The sequence below is a fragment of the Halomonas sp. IOP_31 genome (assembly GCF_021151495.1).
GTDB classification, from domain to species: Bacteria; Pseudomonadota; Gammaproteobacteria; order Pseudomonadales; family Halomonadaceae; genus Modicisalibacter; species Modicisalibacter zincidurans.
In genome coordinates this window covers 78,264-93,222 of sequence record NZ_JAIRBP010000009.1, presented here as the reverse complement: position 1 = coordinate 93,222, position 14,959 = coordinate 78,264, and the positions used below count along the sequence as shown (strand labels likewise).

At 65.0% G+C, this 14,959-nt stretch carries 14 protein-coding genes; 2 read left to right on the top strand and 12 right to left on the bottom strand.

All coding sequences use genetic code 11. The annotated features are described in order from the left end of the window. Positions 1 to 271: 271 nt before the first annotated feature. From K7I12_RS17590 to K7I12_RS07075, 3 genes are all read right to left on the bottom strand, one after another. Complete coding sequence (locus K7I12_RS17590) at positions 272 to 673, bottom strand: DUF533 domain-containing protein (protein WP_031382960.1); 402 nt, start codon at positions 671 to 673, stop codon at positions 272 to 274. Positions 674 to 822: 149 nt separating this feature from the next. Continuing rightward, a complete protein-coding gene (gene oadA, locus K7I12_RS07080; RefSeq protein ID WP_031382959.1) occupies positions 823 to 2,634 on the bottom strand; it encodes a sodium-extruding oxaloacetate decarboxylase subunit alpha in 1,812 nt (603 codons plus the stop codon). A 10-nt stretch (positions 2,635 to 2,644) separates the two neighbouring features. After that, positions 2,645 to 4,060, bottom strand: a complete 1,416-nt coding sequence (locus K7I12_RS07075; RefSeq protein WP_031382958.1) for an acetyl-CoA carboxylase biotin carboxylase subunit — start codon at positions 4,058 to 4,060, stop codon at positions 2,645 to 2,647. Positions 4,061 to 4,238: 178 nt separating this feature from the next. Here K7I12_RS07075 and K7I12_RS07070 point away from each other — a divergent pair, with 178 nt between their 5' ends. Next, positions 4,239 to 5,234 carry a LysR family transcriptional regulator gene (locus K7I12_RS07070; protein ID WP_031382957.1) on the top strand — a complete coding sequence of 332 codons (996 nt, stop codon included), beginning with the start codon at positions 4,239 to 4,241 and terminating at the stop codon, positions 5,232 to 5,234. 126 nt (positions 5,235 to 5,360) lie between these two features. Then, positions 5,361 to 6,431, top strand: coding sequence for a lipoyl synthase (gene lipA / locus K7I12_RS07065; protein ID WP_231663682.1), 1,071 nt, complete (start codon positions 5,361 to 5,363; stop codon positions 6,429 to 6,431). Positions 6,432 to 6,449: 18 nt separating this feature from the next. Here lipA and lipB read toward each other — a convergent pair whose 3' ends face one another. The 9 genes from lipB to rsfS all read right to left on the bottom strand — a co-directional run bounded on the left by lipB (position 6,450) and on the right by rsfS (position 14,945). Further along, positions 6,450 to 7,154: a lipoyl(octanoyl) transferase LipB gene (gene lipB, locus K7I12_RS07060; protein ID WP_231663679.1), complete on the bottom strand. Its 705-nt coding sequence runs from the start codon at positions 7,152 to 7,154 to the stop codon at positions 6,450 to 6,452. A gap of 57 nt (positions 7,155 to 7,211) precedes the next feature. Then, on the bottom strand, positions 7,212 to 7,523 hold the full coding sequence (locus tag K7I12_RS07055) for an HP0495 family protein (protein ID WP_031382954.1): 312 nt from the start codon (positions 7,521 to 7,523) through the stop codon (positions 7,212 to 7,214). A gap of 99 nt (positions 7,524 to 7,622) precedes the next feature. Further along, the gene (locus K7I12_RS07050; protein WP_035575141.1) at positions 7,623 to 8,864 is read right to left on the bottom strand and encodes a D-alanyl-D-alanine carboxypeptidase family protein; all 1,242 of its coding nucleotides are present in this window, start codon (positions 8,862 to 8,864) and stop codon (positions 7,623 to 7,625) included. 50 nt (positions 8,865 to 8,914) lie between these two features. After that, positions 8,915 to 9,898, bottom strand: coding sequence for a septal ring lytic transglycosylase RlpA family protein (locus tag K7I12_RS07045; protein ID WP_231663677.1), 984 nt, complete (start codon positions 9,896 to 9,898; stop codon positions 8,915 to 8,917). Then, on the bottom strand, positions 9,895 to 10,938 hold the full coding sequence (gene mltB, locus K7I12_RS07040) for a lytic murein transglycosylase B (protein ID WP_231663675.1): 1,044 nt from the start codon (positions 10,936 to 10,938) through the stop codon (positions 9,895 to 9,897). The genes K7I12_RS07045 and mltB overlap by 4 nt, the downstream gene beginning before the upstream one ends. Before the next feature lie 79 nt (positions 10,939 to 11,017). Continuing rightward, the gene (gene rodA / locus K7I12_RS07035; protein WP_031382950.1) at positions 11,018 to 12,163 is read right to left on the bottom strand and encodes a rod shape-determining protein RodA; all 1,146 of its coding nucleotides are present in this window, start codon (positions 12,161 to 12,163) and stop codon (positions 11,018 to 11,020) included. After that, the gene (mrdA, locus tag K7I12_RS07030; protein ID WP_231663673.1) at positions 12,147 to 14,042 is read right to left on the bottom strand and encodes a penicillin-binding protein 2; all 1,896 of its coding nucleotides are present in this window, start codon (positions 14,040 to 14,042) and stop codon (positions 12,147 to 12,149) included. Before mrdA ends, rodA begins: the two co-directional genes overlap by 17 nt. A gap of 79 nt (positions 14,043 to 14,121) precedes the next feature. Beyond that, positions 14,122 to 14,586 carry a 23S rRNA (pseudouridine(1915)-N(3))-methyltransferase RlmH gene (gene rlmH / locus K7I12_RS07025; RefSeq protein ID WP_031382948.1) on the bottom strand — a complete coding sequence of 155 codons (465 nt, stop codon included), beginning with the start codon at positions 14,584 to 14,586 and terminating at the stop codon, positions 14,122 to 14,124. Continuing rightward, complete coding sequence (gene rsfS / locus K7I12_RS07020; protein WP_031382947.1) at positions 14,583 to 14,945, bottom strand: ribosome silencing factor; 363 nt, start codon at positions 14,943 to 14,945, stop codon at positions 14,583 to 14,585. The genes rlmH and rsfS overlap by 4 nt, the downstream gene beginning before the upstream one ends. Positions 14,946 to 14,959: the final 14 nt, after the last annotated feature.

Genomic DNA, 14,959 nt, shown 5'->3' with positions numbered 1-14,959 from the left:
TGAAAGCTCCCGTAGTGGCTTTGCTGCACTGCATGATAAGGGTAACGCCATCTTGCCTGCCATGCAGCCAACAAAAGCCCTCGATTGCGGGTTCATTTCGGACCATGGCGCGACGACTCGCAGCCGGCAGCGGCGGAAACAGGCCTGAAGGGTCCGGAAATGCAGATACGTGGCGCCCGGCGTTGCGGGCGTCACGGTAGAGCGGGATGCAGCGCCAAGCGCGCGCCGAACGCCGTCGGCGACCACGTGGCCATGAAGGCGAGTTGCCGACTCAAGGCACCTGTGGCGGTTCGGCGTCGTCGCGCTGGGTCGCGAAGGAGCCCGTCGACGTTCCGGCGGCCGGCGTTCCGGCGGCCGGCGTTCCGGCGGCCGGCGTCTCGGAGACCCGCGTCTCGGCGATCGTCTCGTCGCCGTTGGATGATGGTGTCGCGTCGTCCAGCCCGCGCGATGGGCTGCGCTCGCGTTCGCTGCGTGCCCGCCAGGCCAGCGCACCGACCCCCGCCACCAGGCCGTACTTGAGGGCCTTGCCGAGCACGCCGCGTCCATGGCGGCTGCTCAACAATAGCCCGAGCGCACCGCCCATCAGTGCGCTGCGGCCATCGACGCGGCGCGCCTGGCTGTAGCATTGGTCGACCAGGCGGGCCAGTTCATCGCTACGGTGCTTGTCATCCATGGGGTCTCTCCTGGGTGGGGCGAACAATTGCTTACTCTTAACTACTAGCCGGCTCAGCGCCAGTTGCAAGTCCGGCGATGCCTCGCCGTGAGTCGGCAGGCACCATCGCCCATCCCGACAGCCACTTGCCGACCACCTAAAGCTGTGACTCAGTCGATCTCGATCAGCACTTCGCCGGGCGTGACGCGATCGCCACGCGCAACGTGGACGGCCTGCACGGTGCCGGCGACCCGGGCATGAACTTCGCTTTCCATCTTCATCGCTTCGGTGACCAGCACCGGCTGACCGGCCTCGACGCCGTCGCCGACAGCGACCAGCACGTCGACGATGTTGCCCGGCATCGAGGTGGTGACGTGCCCCGGCGCGCTGGCCTTGGCACGCCCCGGCGCCGCGCTGCCGACATAGTCGTCCTTGGCCTCGAAAACCACTTCCTCGGGCATGCCGTCAAGCGTCAGGTAGACCTGGCGCTTGCCGCCGGTGTTGCGTCCCACACCGGTGATCTGCACTTCGTAGGACTCGCCATGCACATCGATCACGAACTCGGTGGGCACGCCCTCGGTCGCCGGGCGCCCCGCCGCGGCGTCGGGTGCGGGCAGCGGCTCGGGGCTTAAGGTGCCGTCGCGGCGCCCCTGCAGAAAATCGCGGCCCAGTTCGGGGAACATGGCGAAGGTCAGCACGTCCTCCTCGCTCTCGGCCAGCTCTCCGGTCTCGCGGCCCAGGCGCTCCATCTCGGGTGCCAGCGCATCGGCCGGGCGCCCCTCCTCGACCGGCTGGTTGCCGATCGCCCGGCGACGGATCTCGGCGTCGACCTCGGCCGGCGGCTGGCCGTAACCGCCCTGCAGGTAGCGCTTGACCTCGTTGGTGATGGCCTTGTAGCGCTCGCCGGTGAGCACGTTCATCACCGCCTGGGTGCCGACGATCTGCGAGGTCGGCGTGACCAGCGGCGGGTAGCCAAGGTCTGCGCGCACCCGCGGGATCTCGGCGAACACCTCGCGAATCCGCGATAGCGCGTTCTGCTCCTTGAGCTGGTTGGCCAGGTTGGACATCATCCCGCCCGGCACCTGGTTGATCTGTACCGAGACGTCCTCGCGGGTGAACTCGCTCTCGAAGGCGGCGTATTTCCTGCGCACCTCGCGGAAATAGTCGCCGACCTGCTTGAGCGCCTCGAGATCCAGCCCGGTATCGTAGCCGGTGCCCTGCAGTGCGGCGACCATCGCTTCGGTGGACGGGTGGCTGGTGCCGCCGGCGAAGCCGGAGTTGCAGGTATCGATGTGCCGGCAGCCGGCCTCGATCGCCTTGAGATGACACAGCGACGACAGCCCCGAGGTGGCATGGGCATGCAGGTGAATGGGCACCTCGACCGCCTCGACCAGCGCCGCCACCAGCTGTTCGGTGGCATAGGGGGTGAGCAGACCCGCCATGTCCTTGATGGCGATCGAATCGGCGCCCATCTCGACCAGCCGGCGGGCCTGTTCGACGAACATCGCCAGGGTATGCACCGGGCTGACCGTGTAGCACAGCGTGCCCTGGGCGTGCTTGCCGCTGGCCTTGACCGCGCGCATCGCGGTTTCCAGATTGCGCAGGTCGTTGAGCGCGTCGAAGATCCGGAAGATATCGATGCCATTGTCAGCGGAACGCGCGACGAAACGCTCGACCACGTCGTCGGCATAGTGGCGGTAGCCCAGCAGGTTCTGGCCGCGCAGCAGCATCTGCAGCGGCGTGGCGGGCAGCGCCTCCTTCAATGCGCGCAGCCGCTCCCAGGGGTCCTCCTTGAGAAAACGAACGCAGGCGTCGAAGGTCGCCCCACCCCATACCTCCAGGGAATGAAAGCCGATGGCGTCCAGCTGCGGACAGATCGGCAGCATGTCCTCGGTGCGCATGCGAGTGGCAATCAGCGACTGATGACCGTCACGCAGCACGACGTCGGTGACGTGGACCCGGTCGGGTTGCTTCGGGCTCATGAATCTCTCCTTATAGTCCGGCGTGGGCGGCGATGGCGGCAGCAATGGCCAATGCGACCTCTTCGGGATTGCGCTTCACCGAGTAATTGAGCAGCTCCGGGTGCGCCGGCACGAAGCCGGTGTCGAACTCGCCGCGCCGAAAATCCGGGTGGCGCAGGATCTCCTGGTAATAGGGCGCGGTGGTCTTGACCCCCTGCAGGCGCATGTCGTTGAGCGCGCGAATGCCGCGATTCAGGGTTTCCTCCCAGGTCAGCCCCCAGACGATCAGCTTCAGGCACATCGAGTCGAAATACGGCGGAATCGTGTAGCCAGTGTAGATCGCCGTGTCGGTACGCACCCCCGGGCCGCCCGGCGCGTAGTAGCGGGTGATCCGGCCGAACGACGGCAGGAAGTCGTTCTTGGGGTCCTCGGCGTTGATGCGAAACTGGATCGCATAACCGTGATGGCGAATGTCTTCCTGGCGGAACGCCAGTTTCAGCCCGGCGGCGATGCGGATCTGCTCGCGGACGATGTCGACCCCGGTGATCGCCTCGCTGATGGTGTGTTCGACCTGGACTCGGGTGTTCATCTCCATGAAATAGATTTCGTTGCCCTTGACCAGGAACTCGACGGTCCCGGCATTTTCGTAGCCCACCGCCTCGGCGGCGCGCACCGCCAGTTCGCCGACATAGGCACGCTGTTCGGGGGTCAGCTGCGGGCTGGGGGCGATCTCGATCAGTTTCTGGTTGCGGCGCTGGATCGAACAATCGCGCTCGAACAGGTGGATGACGTTGGCGTGGCGATCGGCGAGTATCTGCACCTCGATGTGCCGCGGCTCGACCACACACTTTTCCATGAACACGTCGGCGCTGCCGAAAGCCTTGGTGGCCTCGGAAATCACCCGCTCCCAGGCCTGGCGCAACTGAGTGGCATCGTCGCAGCGGCGAATGCCGCGACCGCCGCCCCCGGAGGTGGCCTTGAGCATTACCGGATAGCCAATCGTCTCGGCCAGCGCCAGGGCGTCTTCGCAACTGGCCAGATTACCCTCGGAGCCCGGGGTAACCGGCACGCCGGCCTCGCGCATCGCCGCACGCGCGGCGGTCTTGTCGCCCATCCGCGCGATCACTGTGGACGACGGGCCGACGAAGGCGATCCCCGCCTCGCTGCAGATACGCGCCAGATCGGCATTCTCCGAGAGAAAACCATAGCCGGGATGGATGGCGTCGCAGCCGGTCTCGCGGGCCAGGTCGACGAGTCGCTGCGGATCGAGATAGCCGGCCAGCGGGTCGTCGCCGACGAAATGCGCCTCGTCGGCGCGCTTGACGTGCAGCGCGAAGCGATCGGGCTCGGTGTACACGGCGACCGAGCGAATGTCCATCTCGGCACAGGCGCGCACGATACGCACCGCTATCTCGCCGCGATTGGCGATCAACAGTTTATGGAACACTGGCGGTCCTCCCGGGTTGCGTCCACGGTGGCCATGCGAAACACTCACGGGTTGCTCGCACGTGGTAACGACCGTACTGAATGTGCCTTTACGCTACCCGGCGGGCTACCAATAGAAAAATTGATATTTTTTTGCCAACCTATAAGGGACGGCTTATACCTCTTATGCGGAAATCGCCATGTCGCGCCCTCATCTGCTCAATCGCCTGACCTTTCGCCAGCTCCAGGTCTTCCAGGCCGTGCATCGCCAGCAGTCCTATTCGCGTGCCGCGGAACAACTGGGTCTGACCCAGCCGGCGGTCAGCGCGCAGATCCGTCAGCTCGAGCAGGCACTGGAACAACCGCTGTTCAAGTACGCCGGCAAGACGTTGCATGTGCTGCCCGCCGCCGACGCCCTGGCGGCCACGGTCCAATCGATATTCGGCCAGGTATCGAGCCTGCAGATGGAACTCTCCGAGCTGGCCGGCACCATTCGCGGCGAACTCAACCTGACGGCGGTATCCACCGCGCAATACGTGGTGCCGCATATCCTGGCACGGTTTCGCGCCCGCTATCCCGAAGTGCAGATCCGCCTGCACGTGTGCAATCGCGGCCAGGCCCTTGAGCGCCTCGCCGAACGCCGCGACGACCTGGTGCTGATGGGCATGGTGCCGGATGACGCCAACCTGGCGTTCATGCCGGTTCTCGACAACGAGATGATTCCCGTGGTCTGGCCCGGCCATCCGCTGCTCAGCGACGACAGACCGACCTTCGAGGACTTCGCGCGTCATTATGTGCTGATGCGCGAGCCCGGCTCGGGAACGCGTACCGCCTTCGAGGAGTACGCCTCCCGCGAGCGGGTCTCGCTGGCGCACACCCTCGAGCTGGGTACCAACGAGGCGATCAAGCAGGGTGTCATGGCGCACCTCGGGGTGTCCGTGCTGCCGCGCCTGGCGGTGCAACTGGAGCTGGCCTCGGGCCTGCTGGCCTCACCCGCCCTGCCGGGGTTTCCGCTCAAGCGCTCGTGGTGCGCCGTTTATCCCAAGGATCGTTATCCGACCCCGGTGACCGAGCTGTTCATGCGCTTTTTGCGCGAGTTGCTGCCCGAGCTCAACGCGCACTTCAAGGCGCCGCTCGAGCCGATGCCCGGCCACTCGGTGGTCTGCCTGCCGATCCCCGCCAACCACGGCAGCTGATGTGATGACACCGGGTCGAGTGTGGTAAATTGCCTCTCATAGAGACGCGCCGAGCAGGGCATTTAACGTGCGGCCCACGTCGCCGAACAGGCCGGTCAGCAGGTCGATTGGAGAGTCAGGTCCGATATGAGTGATACGTCTTCGCAGTCCGTTTCCAGCGGCAAGAAGTACCGCAACGAACGCGGCATGTCCGTGATCAAGGACGGCATCAAGCAGCGCAAGCAAACCGAGGAGCGTCAGCAGGCTGAAGAGAGCGCCGTCACCGGACGCAAGCCGCCCTGGTTGCGGATCCAGATGCCGGGCGGCGAACGCTTCGATGCGGTCAAGCGCAACGTCAAGGAACATCGCTTGAGCACCGTCTGCGCCGAGTCGCACTGCCCCAACATGGGCGAATGCTGGAGCAACGGCACCGCCACCATCATGCTGATGGGCTCGGTATGCACCCGCGCCTGCCGTTTCTGCGCCGTGGATACCGGCAACCCCCGAGGTTGGCTGGATCACGAAGAGCCCGAGAACACCGCCAAGTCGGTGGAGCTGATGGGGCTGCGCTACATCGTCCTGACCTCGGTCGACCGCGACGATCTCGACGATGGCGGCGCCGCCCACTATGCAGCCTGCATTCGCGCCATCAAGACCCGCACCCCCGAGGTCGTGGTCGAGGCGCTGACGCCGGATTTCGACGCTCGGGAACCGGCCGTGGAGGCCGTGGTGGATTCGGGGCTGGAGGTTTTCGCCCAGAACGTCGAGACCGTGGAACGCCTGACCTCGCGGGTTCGCGATCCCCGCGCCGGCTATCGCAAGACCCTGGACGTGCTGGCCCACGCCAAGCGCCATCGCCCCGATATCCTGACCAAGACCAGCCTGATGCTGGGGCTGGGCGAAACCGACGACGAGATCCTCGCCACCTTCGACGATCTCAGGGCGATTGGCGTGGATATCGTCACGCTCGGGCAGTATCTGCGTCCCACCAGGAACCACCTGGCGGTGGAGCGCTGGGTCACCCCGAACGAGTTCGAACGCTATCGGCAACTGGGGCTCGACAAGGGTTTCATGGAAGTCGCCGCCGGTCCGCTGGTTCGCTCCAGTTATCGGGCCGATCGGGTATTCGAGAAGAACAACCTGGGGCTTGCCGCGCCCGCCGCGGTGCCGGGGCAGGAGCCCGACCTCGATATCATTCCCGCCATCAACGTCGGCTAGGCCAGCGGCCTGACCCGCTCAGGCCGAAACCCTGTACGAAAGCCCCTGCGCCAGGCAATGTTCCGGCAGTTCGCCGGGCATGGCCGCCGCGGTGTTCCGGCCCAGCCGCCCCGCGAGATGCGCGATCAGGCGCTGCGCCACCGCTGGCAAGCAAGGTTCTTCCACCAGATCGGCAAGACGCACCATCTGCATCCCGGCATAGCCACAGGGATTGATGCGCTGGAACGGCGATAGATCGCCCGTCACGTTCAACGCCACGCCGTGAAAGCTCGCGCCACGCCGAATGCGCAGGCCCAGCGACGCGATCTTGGCCGCATTGACGTAGACGCCCGGGGCATCGGGGCGCGCATGGGCCTCGATGCCCGCGTCGGCCAGCACCCCGATCACCGCCTGCTCCAGGGCGCTCACCAGATCGCGCACGCCGATCCTGCCGCGCCGCACATCGAGCAGCGGGTACAGCACCAGCTGTCCGGGGCCGTGATAGGTGACCTGGCCACCCCGGTCGGTCTGCACCACCGGAATATCGCCAGGCATCAGTAGATGTTCCGGCTTGCCTGCCTGGCCCTGGGTAAAGACCGGCTCATGTTCCACCACCCAGAATTGATCCGGGGTAGCGGCATCGCGGCTATCGGTCAGCTCGCGCATCGCCTGCCAGACCGGAAGATAAGCCTGGCGTCCGAGCTGAAACACTCTGATCGGCGCTGCCGCCGACGCTGCGTCCATCACGACTCCTCGTCATCACCACGTCGTCACCACCACGCCAGGACTCTGGTCATCGAGTCAAAGCACCATGTGCACGCGGCCGGTTTCCTTGAGCGAGACGAACAGCGCCTGCAGTTGCTCCTGCCCGGTGGCGGTGATGGTCACCCGTATTGAACGGAACTTGCCATTGCGGCTGTCGACGGCGTTGACGGTACGCCGGTCGATACCCGGAGCATGCTCCTCGATCACGTCGATGACGGCGGCTTCAAAATCGGGCGCGGCGTCGCCGACGACCTTGATCGGGTAGTCACAGGGAAACTCGACCTTGGGGGCGGGCGGCGTGGCTTGCGCGTTCGGGACACGCAGGTCGCGGAGGGAGTTGTCGGTCATGGGGTCGGCTCGGCGAAGACATTTCCGAGTATTCTACTCAACCTATTCGCGGCGACCAAGGGTGGCGCGGGCCGAGGGCCGTGCGCCACCCGCTGAGGATCAGTCGAACAGGCCGGTGAAGAACTGCAGGATGGTGTCCCAGATGCGCTTGAAGAAACCGCCCTGCTCGACCGTCTGCAGCGCTACCAGCGGCTGTTCCATGAGCACCTTGTCACCCAGCTTGACGTTCAGGGTGCCGAGCTGCTGACCGGCCTGTACCGGCGCCTCGAGGGTCTCGGGCAGGTTGAGTTGCGCGGTCATTTCGTCGCGCCGCCCCTTGGGCACGGTCAGGTAGATATCCTCGGAGACGCCGACCTTCAGTTGATCCTGGGCGCCTCCCCAGATCCGCGACTGATTGATGACCGCGCCACGCTGATAGAGACGGAAAGTGTCGAAGAAGCGAAAGCCGTAGTTCAGAAGCTTCTGGCTTTCCTGCGCCCGCGCCTCCTCGGAAGCGGTGTTCATGACCACCGAGATCAGTCGCATCTCGCCCTGCTTGGCCGAGGCCGCCAAGCTATATCCCGCCTCTTCGGTATGCCCGGTCTTGAGGCCATCGACCGACGCGTCGCGCCACAGCAGGCGGTTGCGATTGGGTTGACGAATACCGTTGTAGGTGAAGTACTTCTCCGAGTAGATCTGGTAATGCTCCGGATAGTCCTGAATGATGTGCTTGGCGAGGGTCGCCAGGTCCCGTGCCGACGAATAGTGCCCGGGACTTGGCAGGCCGGTGGCATTGGCGAACTGGCTGTTCTGGAGCCCGAGGCGTTGCGCCTGCTGGTTCATCAGCTCGGCGAAGGCCGACTCGGAGCCGGCGACGTACTCGGCCAGCGCGACACTGGCATCATTGCCCGACTGAATGACCACGCCGCGCAGCAAGTTTTCTACGCTGACCTGAGTCCCTTCGCGGATGAACATTCGTGAGCCGCCGGTCTGCCAGGCCTTCTTGCTGATCGTGACCAGATCCTGATCGTTGATATTGCCGTCGTCGATCTCCTTCTCGACGATGTAGGCCGTCATCATCTTGGTCAGACTGGCTGGCGGCAGCCGCTTGTCGGCATTCTGCTCGGCCAGCACCTCGCCGCTGTTGGCATCGATCAGAATCCATGACGAGGCATTGAGGGTCGGCGGCGAGGGGATCATCGGCTCCGGCAGCGTCTGCTGCAGCGCCGAATCGGGCTGGGGAGCCGGATCAGGCTGAGGCGCCGCGTCCTGAGCCTGGGCGGGTTGGGCCGCGATGAACAATGCAGTGACGGCGGCAGTCAGCCAATGCCAGGACGGTGACGGTAAAGCGGGCAATCTCATGACAATGTTTCTCGTGGCTTGATTCGATGGATGGTGATGGTAAAGCGGCTTCAACGCCCGGCACTCACCGAAAAGGCTTGCGCATAACCGGCCTTACGCAGTTCGCTGCGCAGGCGCTTGAGCGCCGATTGATTAACGACCGGGCCAACCTGGACCCGGTACAGGCGATCATCGCGAGCGACGCGCACCGGTCGCGCCAGTTGCTGCTGCAATTGTGACTTGAGCCGTTCGGCGCTAGCCGCCGAACTGAGCGCCGCCACTTGCAGATAGATCCGCGATGCTGCGCTGGCCTGCACCGGCTCGGCGACGGGCTGGGGCTGGCCAGTGGCCGGCAGCGCCTTGGCGACGTCACCACCCGCACGAACCGGTGCATCCGGCGCCTTGAGTCGAGTCTCTTCCGGACGCTGCGCAGGCCCTTTTCCCGGCGACGTTTCGCCACTTGCCAAGGCCTTGTCCGCGCCATTCTGACGATACTCGGCCTGCCAGGCGACAGGGTCGATCGCCTCGACCCGCACTTTGCCGGTTCCGTTGCGCAGGATACCCAGACGGGCCGCCGCCGCATAGGACAGATCGATCAGGCGATTGCCCTTGAACGGTCCGCGATCGTTGACTCTGACGATCACCGTACGACCATTATCGAGATTGGTGACCCGCGCATAGGTCGGCAACGGCAGCGAGCGATGCGCCGCCGTCATCTTGTACATGTCGTAGGGTTCGCCGCTGGCCGTGTCATAGCCCTGGAACTTCTTGCCGTACCAGGAAGCGATGCCTTCCGCTTCATAACCGCGGGGGTCGTCCATGACCCGATAGGTGGTGCCCCAGACCTGATAGGTGGAGCGGTTGCCGCTCGCCGCACGCGGCTCGACCCGAGGTACCGCATTGGGAACCCGGGAGACATCGGGCGGCTCGTCGGGATAGGCATCGTTCGCCATGGCATAGCGTCCCGAGCCCGCCTCGGGGCGCGAACCGCCATCACCGGCGCACCCCGCCAGGAGCATGATACCGCCCAGCAGCAGTAACCAGCCCCACCTCATGCCCCGGCCTCGCGCGCCGCTCGGATCCGCTCGGCCAGCTCGCTCACCGCCATCGCATAGAGATGACTACGGTTGTAGCGCGTGATCACGTAGAAATTCTCGTAGCCCAGACGATAGCGGGTTTTGCCCCCGTCGACCTCGAGAGCCAGCGGGATGACCGGGGCCCCGGCGGCGGCTGTCCCGCTCGCCGGCTCGATACCTTGCTCGCTCAACTCGGCGATGCTGATGTAGGGGCGGCGCACCTGATTGAATTCGATGCTCGTGGGCGGCGTCGCCGGCCCCCGCGCCTCGGCGTAAATCGGCGCGCCGGGCTGCCAACCGTTGCGCGCGAAATAGTTGCCGACGCTACCGATGGCATCGACCGGGTTGTCCCATAAGTCGCGCTTGCCGTCCGCGTCGAAGTCGACGGCGTAGGCTTGATAGCTGGTGGGAATGAACTGCGGATAGCCCATCGCACCGGCGTAGGAGCCCTGCAGACTGGCGGGATCGACGCCCTGCTCGTTGCTGATCTCGAGAAAGGCGGCCAGTTCACCGCGAAAGAAATCGCCCCGCGAAGGGTGACGAAAAGCCAGCGTGGCCAGCGAATCGAGCACCTTGTACGAGCCGGTGTAGCGCCCATAGAAGGTCTCGACACCGATGATCGCTGCGATGATCTCGGCGGGTACGCCGTACTCGGCCTCGGCGCGCGCGAAGGCCTCGCGGTTTGCCGCGATGAAGTCGACGCCACCCTGGATACGCTCGGGCTTGATGAAGATATCGCGGTACTCGTCCCAGCGCAGCTGCCGCTCGGCCGCGCCGGCCATGGCATCGAGCACCTGCTGGCGGAACTCGGCGCGCGACAGGGTGGCGACGAGCCAGTCGCGGGGCAGACCCCGCGCCGCCAACTCATCGATCAACGCCTGTACGCGGGGATGGCCATCCGGCGCGAAGTTCTCTCCCGCCAACGCTGGCAGACCAAGACTCCACAGACAACCGCCAAGCACGATGATCGCCGCCTTGAAAGGCCGACGGTGGCGATAGTGACGCAGGGGGCTGCTCATCGTCCTGCTACTCCTGAAGGCATAGGTCCTGAAGGCATAGGCTATCTCCGCTCCAGTGATCGTTTGCGGCATCGTCGCCTCAACGGGGCAGTAGCCGTCGGTGGCTGTGAATCGACATGAGAATACCGAAACCGGCCATCAACGTCACGCTGGAGGTCCCGCCGTAACTGACCAGTGGCAACGGCACGCCGACGATCGGCAGGATACCGCTGACCATGCCGATATTCACGAATACGTAGATGAAGAACGTCAGGATGATGCTGCCGGCGACCAGCCGGCCATAGCTGTCATGGGCGCCATTGGCCATCAACAGGCCGCGCCCCACGATCAGCAGGTAGAGCGTCAGGATCAGCAGCATGCCGACCAGGCCGAACTCCTCGCCGAGCACCGCGACGATGAAGTCGGTCTTCCGTTCGGGCAGGAATTCCAGCTGCGACTGGGTGCCCAGCGTCCAGCCCTTGCCGATGAGCCCGCCACTGCCGATCGCCGTGGTCGACTGGATGATGTTCCAGCCCGAACCCAGCGGGTCGCTCTCGGGGTTGAGAAAGGTCAAGACCCGCTGGCGCTGGTAATCGAGCATGTTGATCCACAGCAACGGCAGCGCCGCCCCCGCCAGCGCCACCAGACAGCCGATCAGGCGCCAGGACAAGCCGGCCAGCAGCAGCACGAAGAGCCCGGCGCTGCTCACCAGCAGCGAGGTGCCGAGATCCGGCTGCCTGGCGATCATGGCCACTGGCACGGCCATGATCATCGCGCAGACCGCGATGTCGCGTAACCTCGGCGGCAAGACTTGGCGCTGCAGGTAGGCGGCAACCATCATCGGCATCGCCAGCTTCATCAATTCGGAAGGCTGGAAGCGAATCAACCCGGGAATTTCCAGCCAACGCTGCGCGCCCATGCCGATGTCGCCCATGACTTCGACGGCCACCAGCATCGCCAGCCCCATGGCGTACACAACCGGCGACCAGCGGCATAGCGTCTTGGGCGATATTTGCGCGAGCGTCGCCATCGCCACCAACGCGATACCGAATCGGCTGGCCTGGGCGGTGACCACCGGCATGCGCTGGCCGCTGGCGCTGTAGAGCACGATCAGCCCGGCCCCCAGCAGCACCAGCAGCAGCCCGCCCAGCCAGGGGTCGATATGGATCCGCGACCACAGCGTGCGACGACGACGAACGCTGGCGCGGCGCGGGTAGTGAAGCATGGCGCTATCGCGTCGGTTCATGGTCTTCTCGCTGGGTGAGCTCGTTTTGTGCCTGTTCGAGCGCCGTGTTGTCGGGCAGCAACCAGGCATCGATCAACTGACGGGCCAGCGGCGCCGCGTTCGAGCTGCCACCACCGGCGTTCTCGATGACCACCGCAACGGCTATCCGCGGCTCGTCGATCGGCGCGAAGGCAGTAAACAGGGCATGATCGAGGAGACGCTCATCGAGTTCGTCGGCGTTGTAGCGCTCGTCGTTGGCGAGGGAGAATACCTGAGCGGTTCCCGACTTGCCGGCCATGCGGTATTCGAGCCCCTTCCCGGCACGTCGCGCGGTGCCCTCGTTGCCGCTCAAGACCGCTTCGAGCGCCTGGATGACCAGATCCCACCATTTGTCGGGCAACTTGATGTCTTCCTTGGCGGGAGGCGGCTTGACCATCTCGTCGCCGATCTTGCGAGCGAGATGCGGGGTCACCCATTTGCCGCGGTTGGCGAGTACCGACATGGCGGTCGCCATCTGCAGCGGCGTGGCCAGCCAGTAACCCTGGCCGATGCCCACCGAGAGCGTCTCGCCGGGAAACCAGACCTGGTTGCGGCTCTCGCGCTTCCATTTTCTCGAGGGCATCAAGCCCTGGGAAGCGCCGTACACGTCATAGCTGGTCTCCTCGCCGAAGCCGAAGCGGGACATGGAGCTGGACAGTGCATCGATTCCCAGCAAGTTCGCCAGGTTGTAGAAGTAAGTGTCGTTGGAGACCTCGATGGCACGACTCATGTCGACCCGACCTTGCCCCGAGCGCTTCCAGTTATTATAGCGCCGATCGAATCCGGGCAGCTTGTAGTAACCCGGGTCGTAGATGGTCTTCTGCGGGGTGATCACAGCATTTTCCAGCCCTGCCAGCGCCAGGTAGGGCTTGACCGTGGACGCTGGCGGGTACTGCCCGCGAACCGAGCGATTGTAGAGCGGCAGATCGATGTCCTCGCGCAGCGCACGGTAATCTTCATAGCTGATGCCGGTGACGAACAGGTTGGAATTGAAGCCCGGCGACGAGGCCATGGCGAGAATCTCGCCGCTCGGCGGATCGATGGCGACGATCGAGCCACGCCGGTCAGCAAGGAGATCGTAGGCCAACTTCTGCAGTCGCGCGTCGATGCTCAGGGTGATGTTCTTGCCGGGTTCGGGATCGGTGCGACCGAGCTCACGCAGCACCCGCCCCCGGGCGTTGGTCTCTACCCGGCGCAGCCCGGCGTCGCCTTGCAGCTGTTCTTCGTACTGCTTTTCGATGCCGGTCTTGCCGATGAAGTGCGTGCCGGCGTAGTCGCCGCTGTCCAGCTCGGCGAGTTCCTCGGCGTTGATCCGGCCGACATAGCCGAGCACGTGCGACATCAGCACCGGGTTGGGATAGTAGCGCAGCAACTGGCCCTCGATCTCGACCCCGGGCAAGCGATAGCGATTGACCGCCAGCCGTGCAATCTGGCGCTCGTCGAGCTCACTCATCAGCAACGCCGGCTGATACGGGCGTTGACGCTGATAGGCCCGCTTGCGAAAGACCGCTTCCTGCTGCTCGGGAAGCTCGAGAATACCGACCAGCAGGTCAAGCGTCGCGCCCAGATCGTCGACCCGCTCGGGAACGATGGTCAGGTTATAGGTCGGCCGGTTTTCAGCCAGCAATAGGCCATTGCGGTCGTAGATCAAGCCGCGGGTCGGCGGTAACGGCTCGACGCGCACGCGGTTGTTCTCCGAGCGCGTGGCAAAGGCTTCTTGCTGGAATATCTGCAGGTAGACCAGGCGTGCCATCAGGCCGCCCGACAGCAGGATGACCACCGCCACCGCCAGCAACGAGCGGTTGCGGAAGATGCGCACTTCCTGTTCGGGATTCTTCAGCGCGGAACGGCGTTTACGCATGCGAAGGCCACAAGGCGAGGGTGACGTTTCGAGGCGGCGAAGCAGGCTCGTGGCGTGGATGCTGCATTGCGTCCTTCAGTCAACGGTGATAGGGGTGGCCAACCAGCAGCGTCCAGGCGCGATAGAGCTGTTCGGCGATGATCAGCCGCACCATCGGGTGCGGCAGGGTCAGTGGCGACAGCGACCAGCGCTGATCGGCGGACGCCGAAAGTGCCGGCTCGAGCCCTTCGGGACCGCCCACCAGCAGCGCCACATCACGCCCCGAATGGCGCCAGCGATCGGCCTCGCCGGCAAGCCGCTCGGTCGACCACGCCTGGCCGGTGACTTCCAGCGCCACGCACAGTTCGCCGTTCAGGCGTTGGCGCATGCGCTGTCCCTCGAGCGCCACGGCACGCGCCACATCGGCATTCTTGCCACGCGCACCGGGAGCGATCTCGATCACTTCGAGGGCGAAGTCACGCGGCATTCGCTGGCGATATTCCGCAACGCCCCGCTCGACCCAGTCGGGCATCCTGGTGCCGACGGCCAGCAGCTTCAACTTCACGCCCGGCCTCCGCGCACCTCCTCCTCGCTGTCAGCGGGCAGATCGGCCCACAGTCGTTCGAGATCGTACAGGCGCCGCGTCTCGGGCTGCATGACATGGACCACCACATCGCCCAGGTCGATCAGCACCCATTCGGCGCCGTTCTGCCCTTCGACACCGAGCGGCCGTACCCCGGCATCCTTGGCCCGCTCGACCACATTGTTGGCCAGCGCCGCCACGTGGCGTGACGAGGTACCGCTGGCGACCAGCATGACATCGGTGACGCTGGTCAGCGCCGCGACGTCGAGTTCGGCAATATCCTGGCCCTTGAGTTCCTCGAGGGCATCCACTGCCAATGTCTTGAGTGCGTCGATCTGCATAGCTCCTCTAAAGA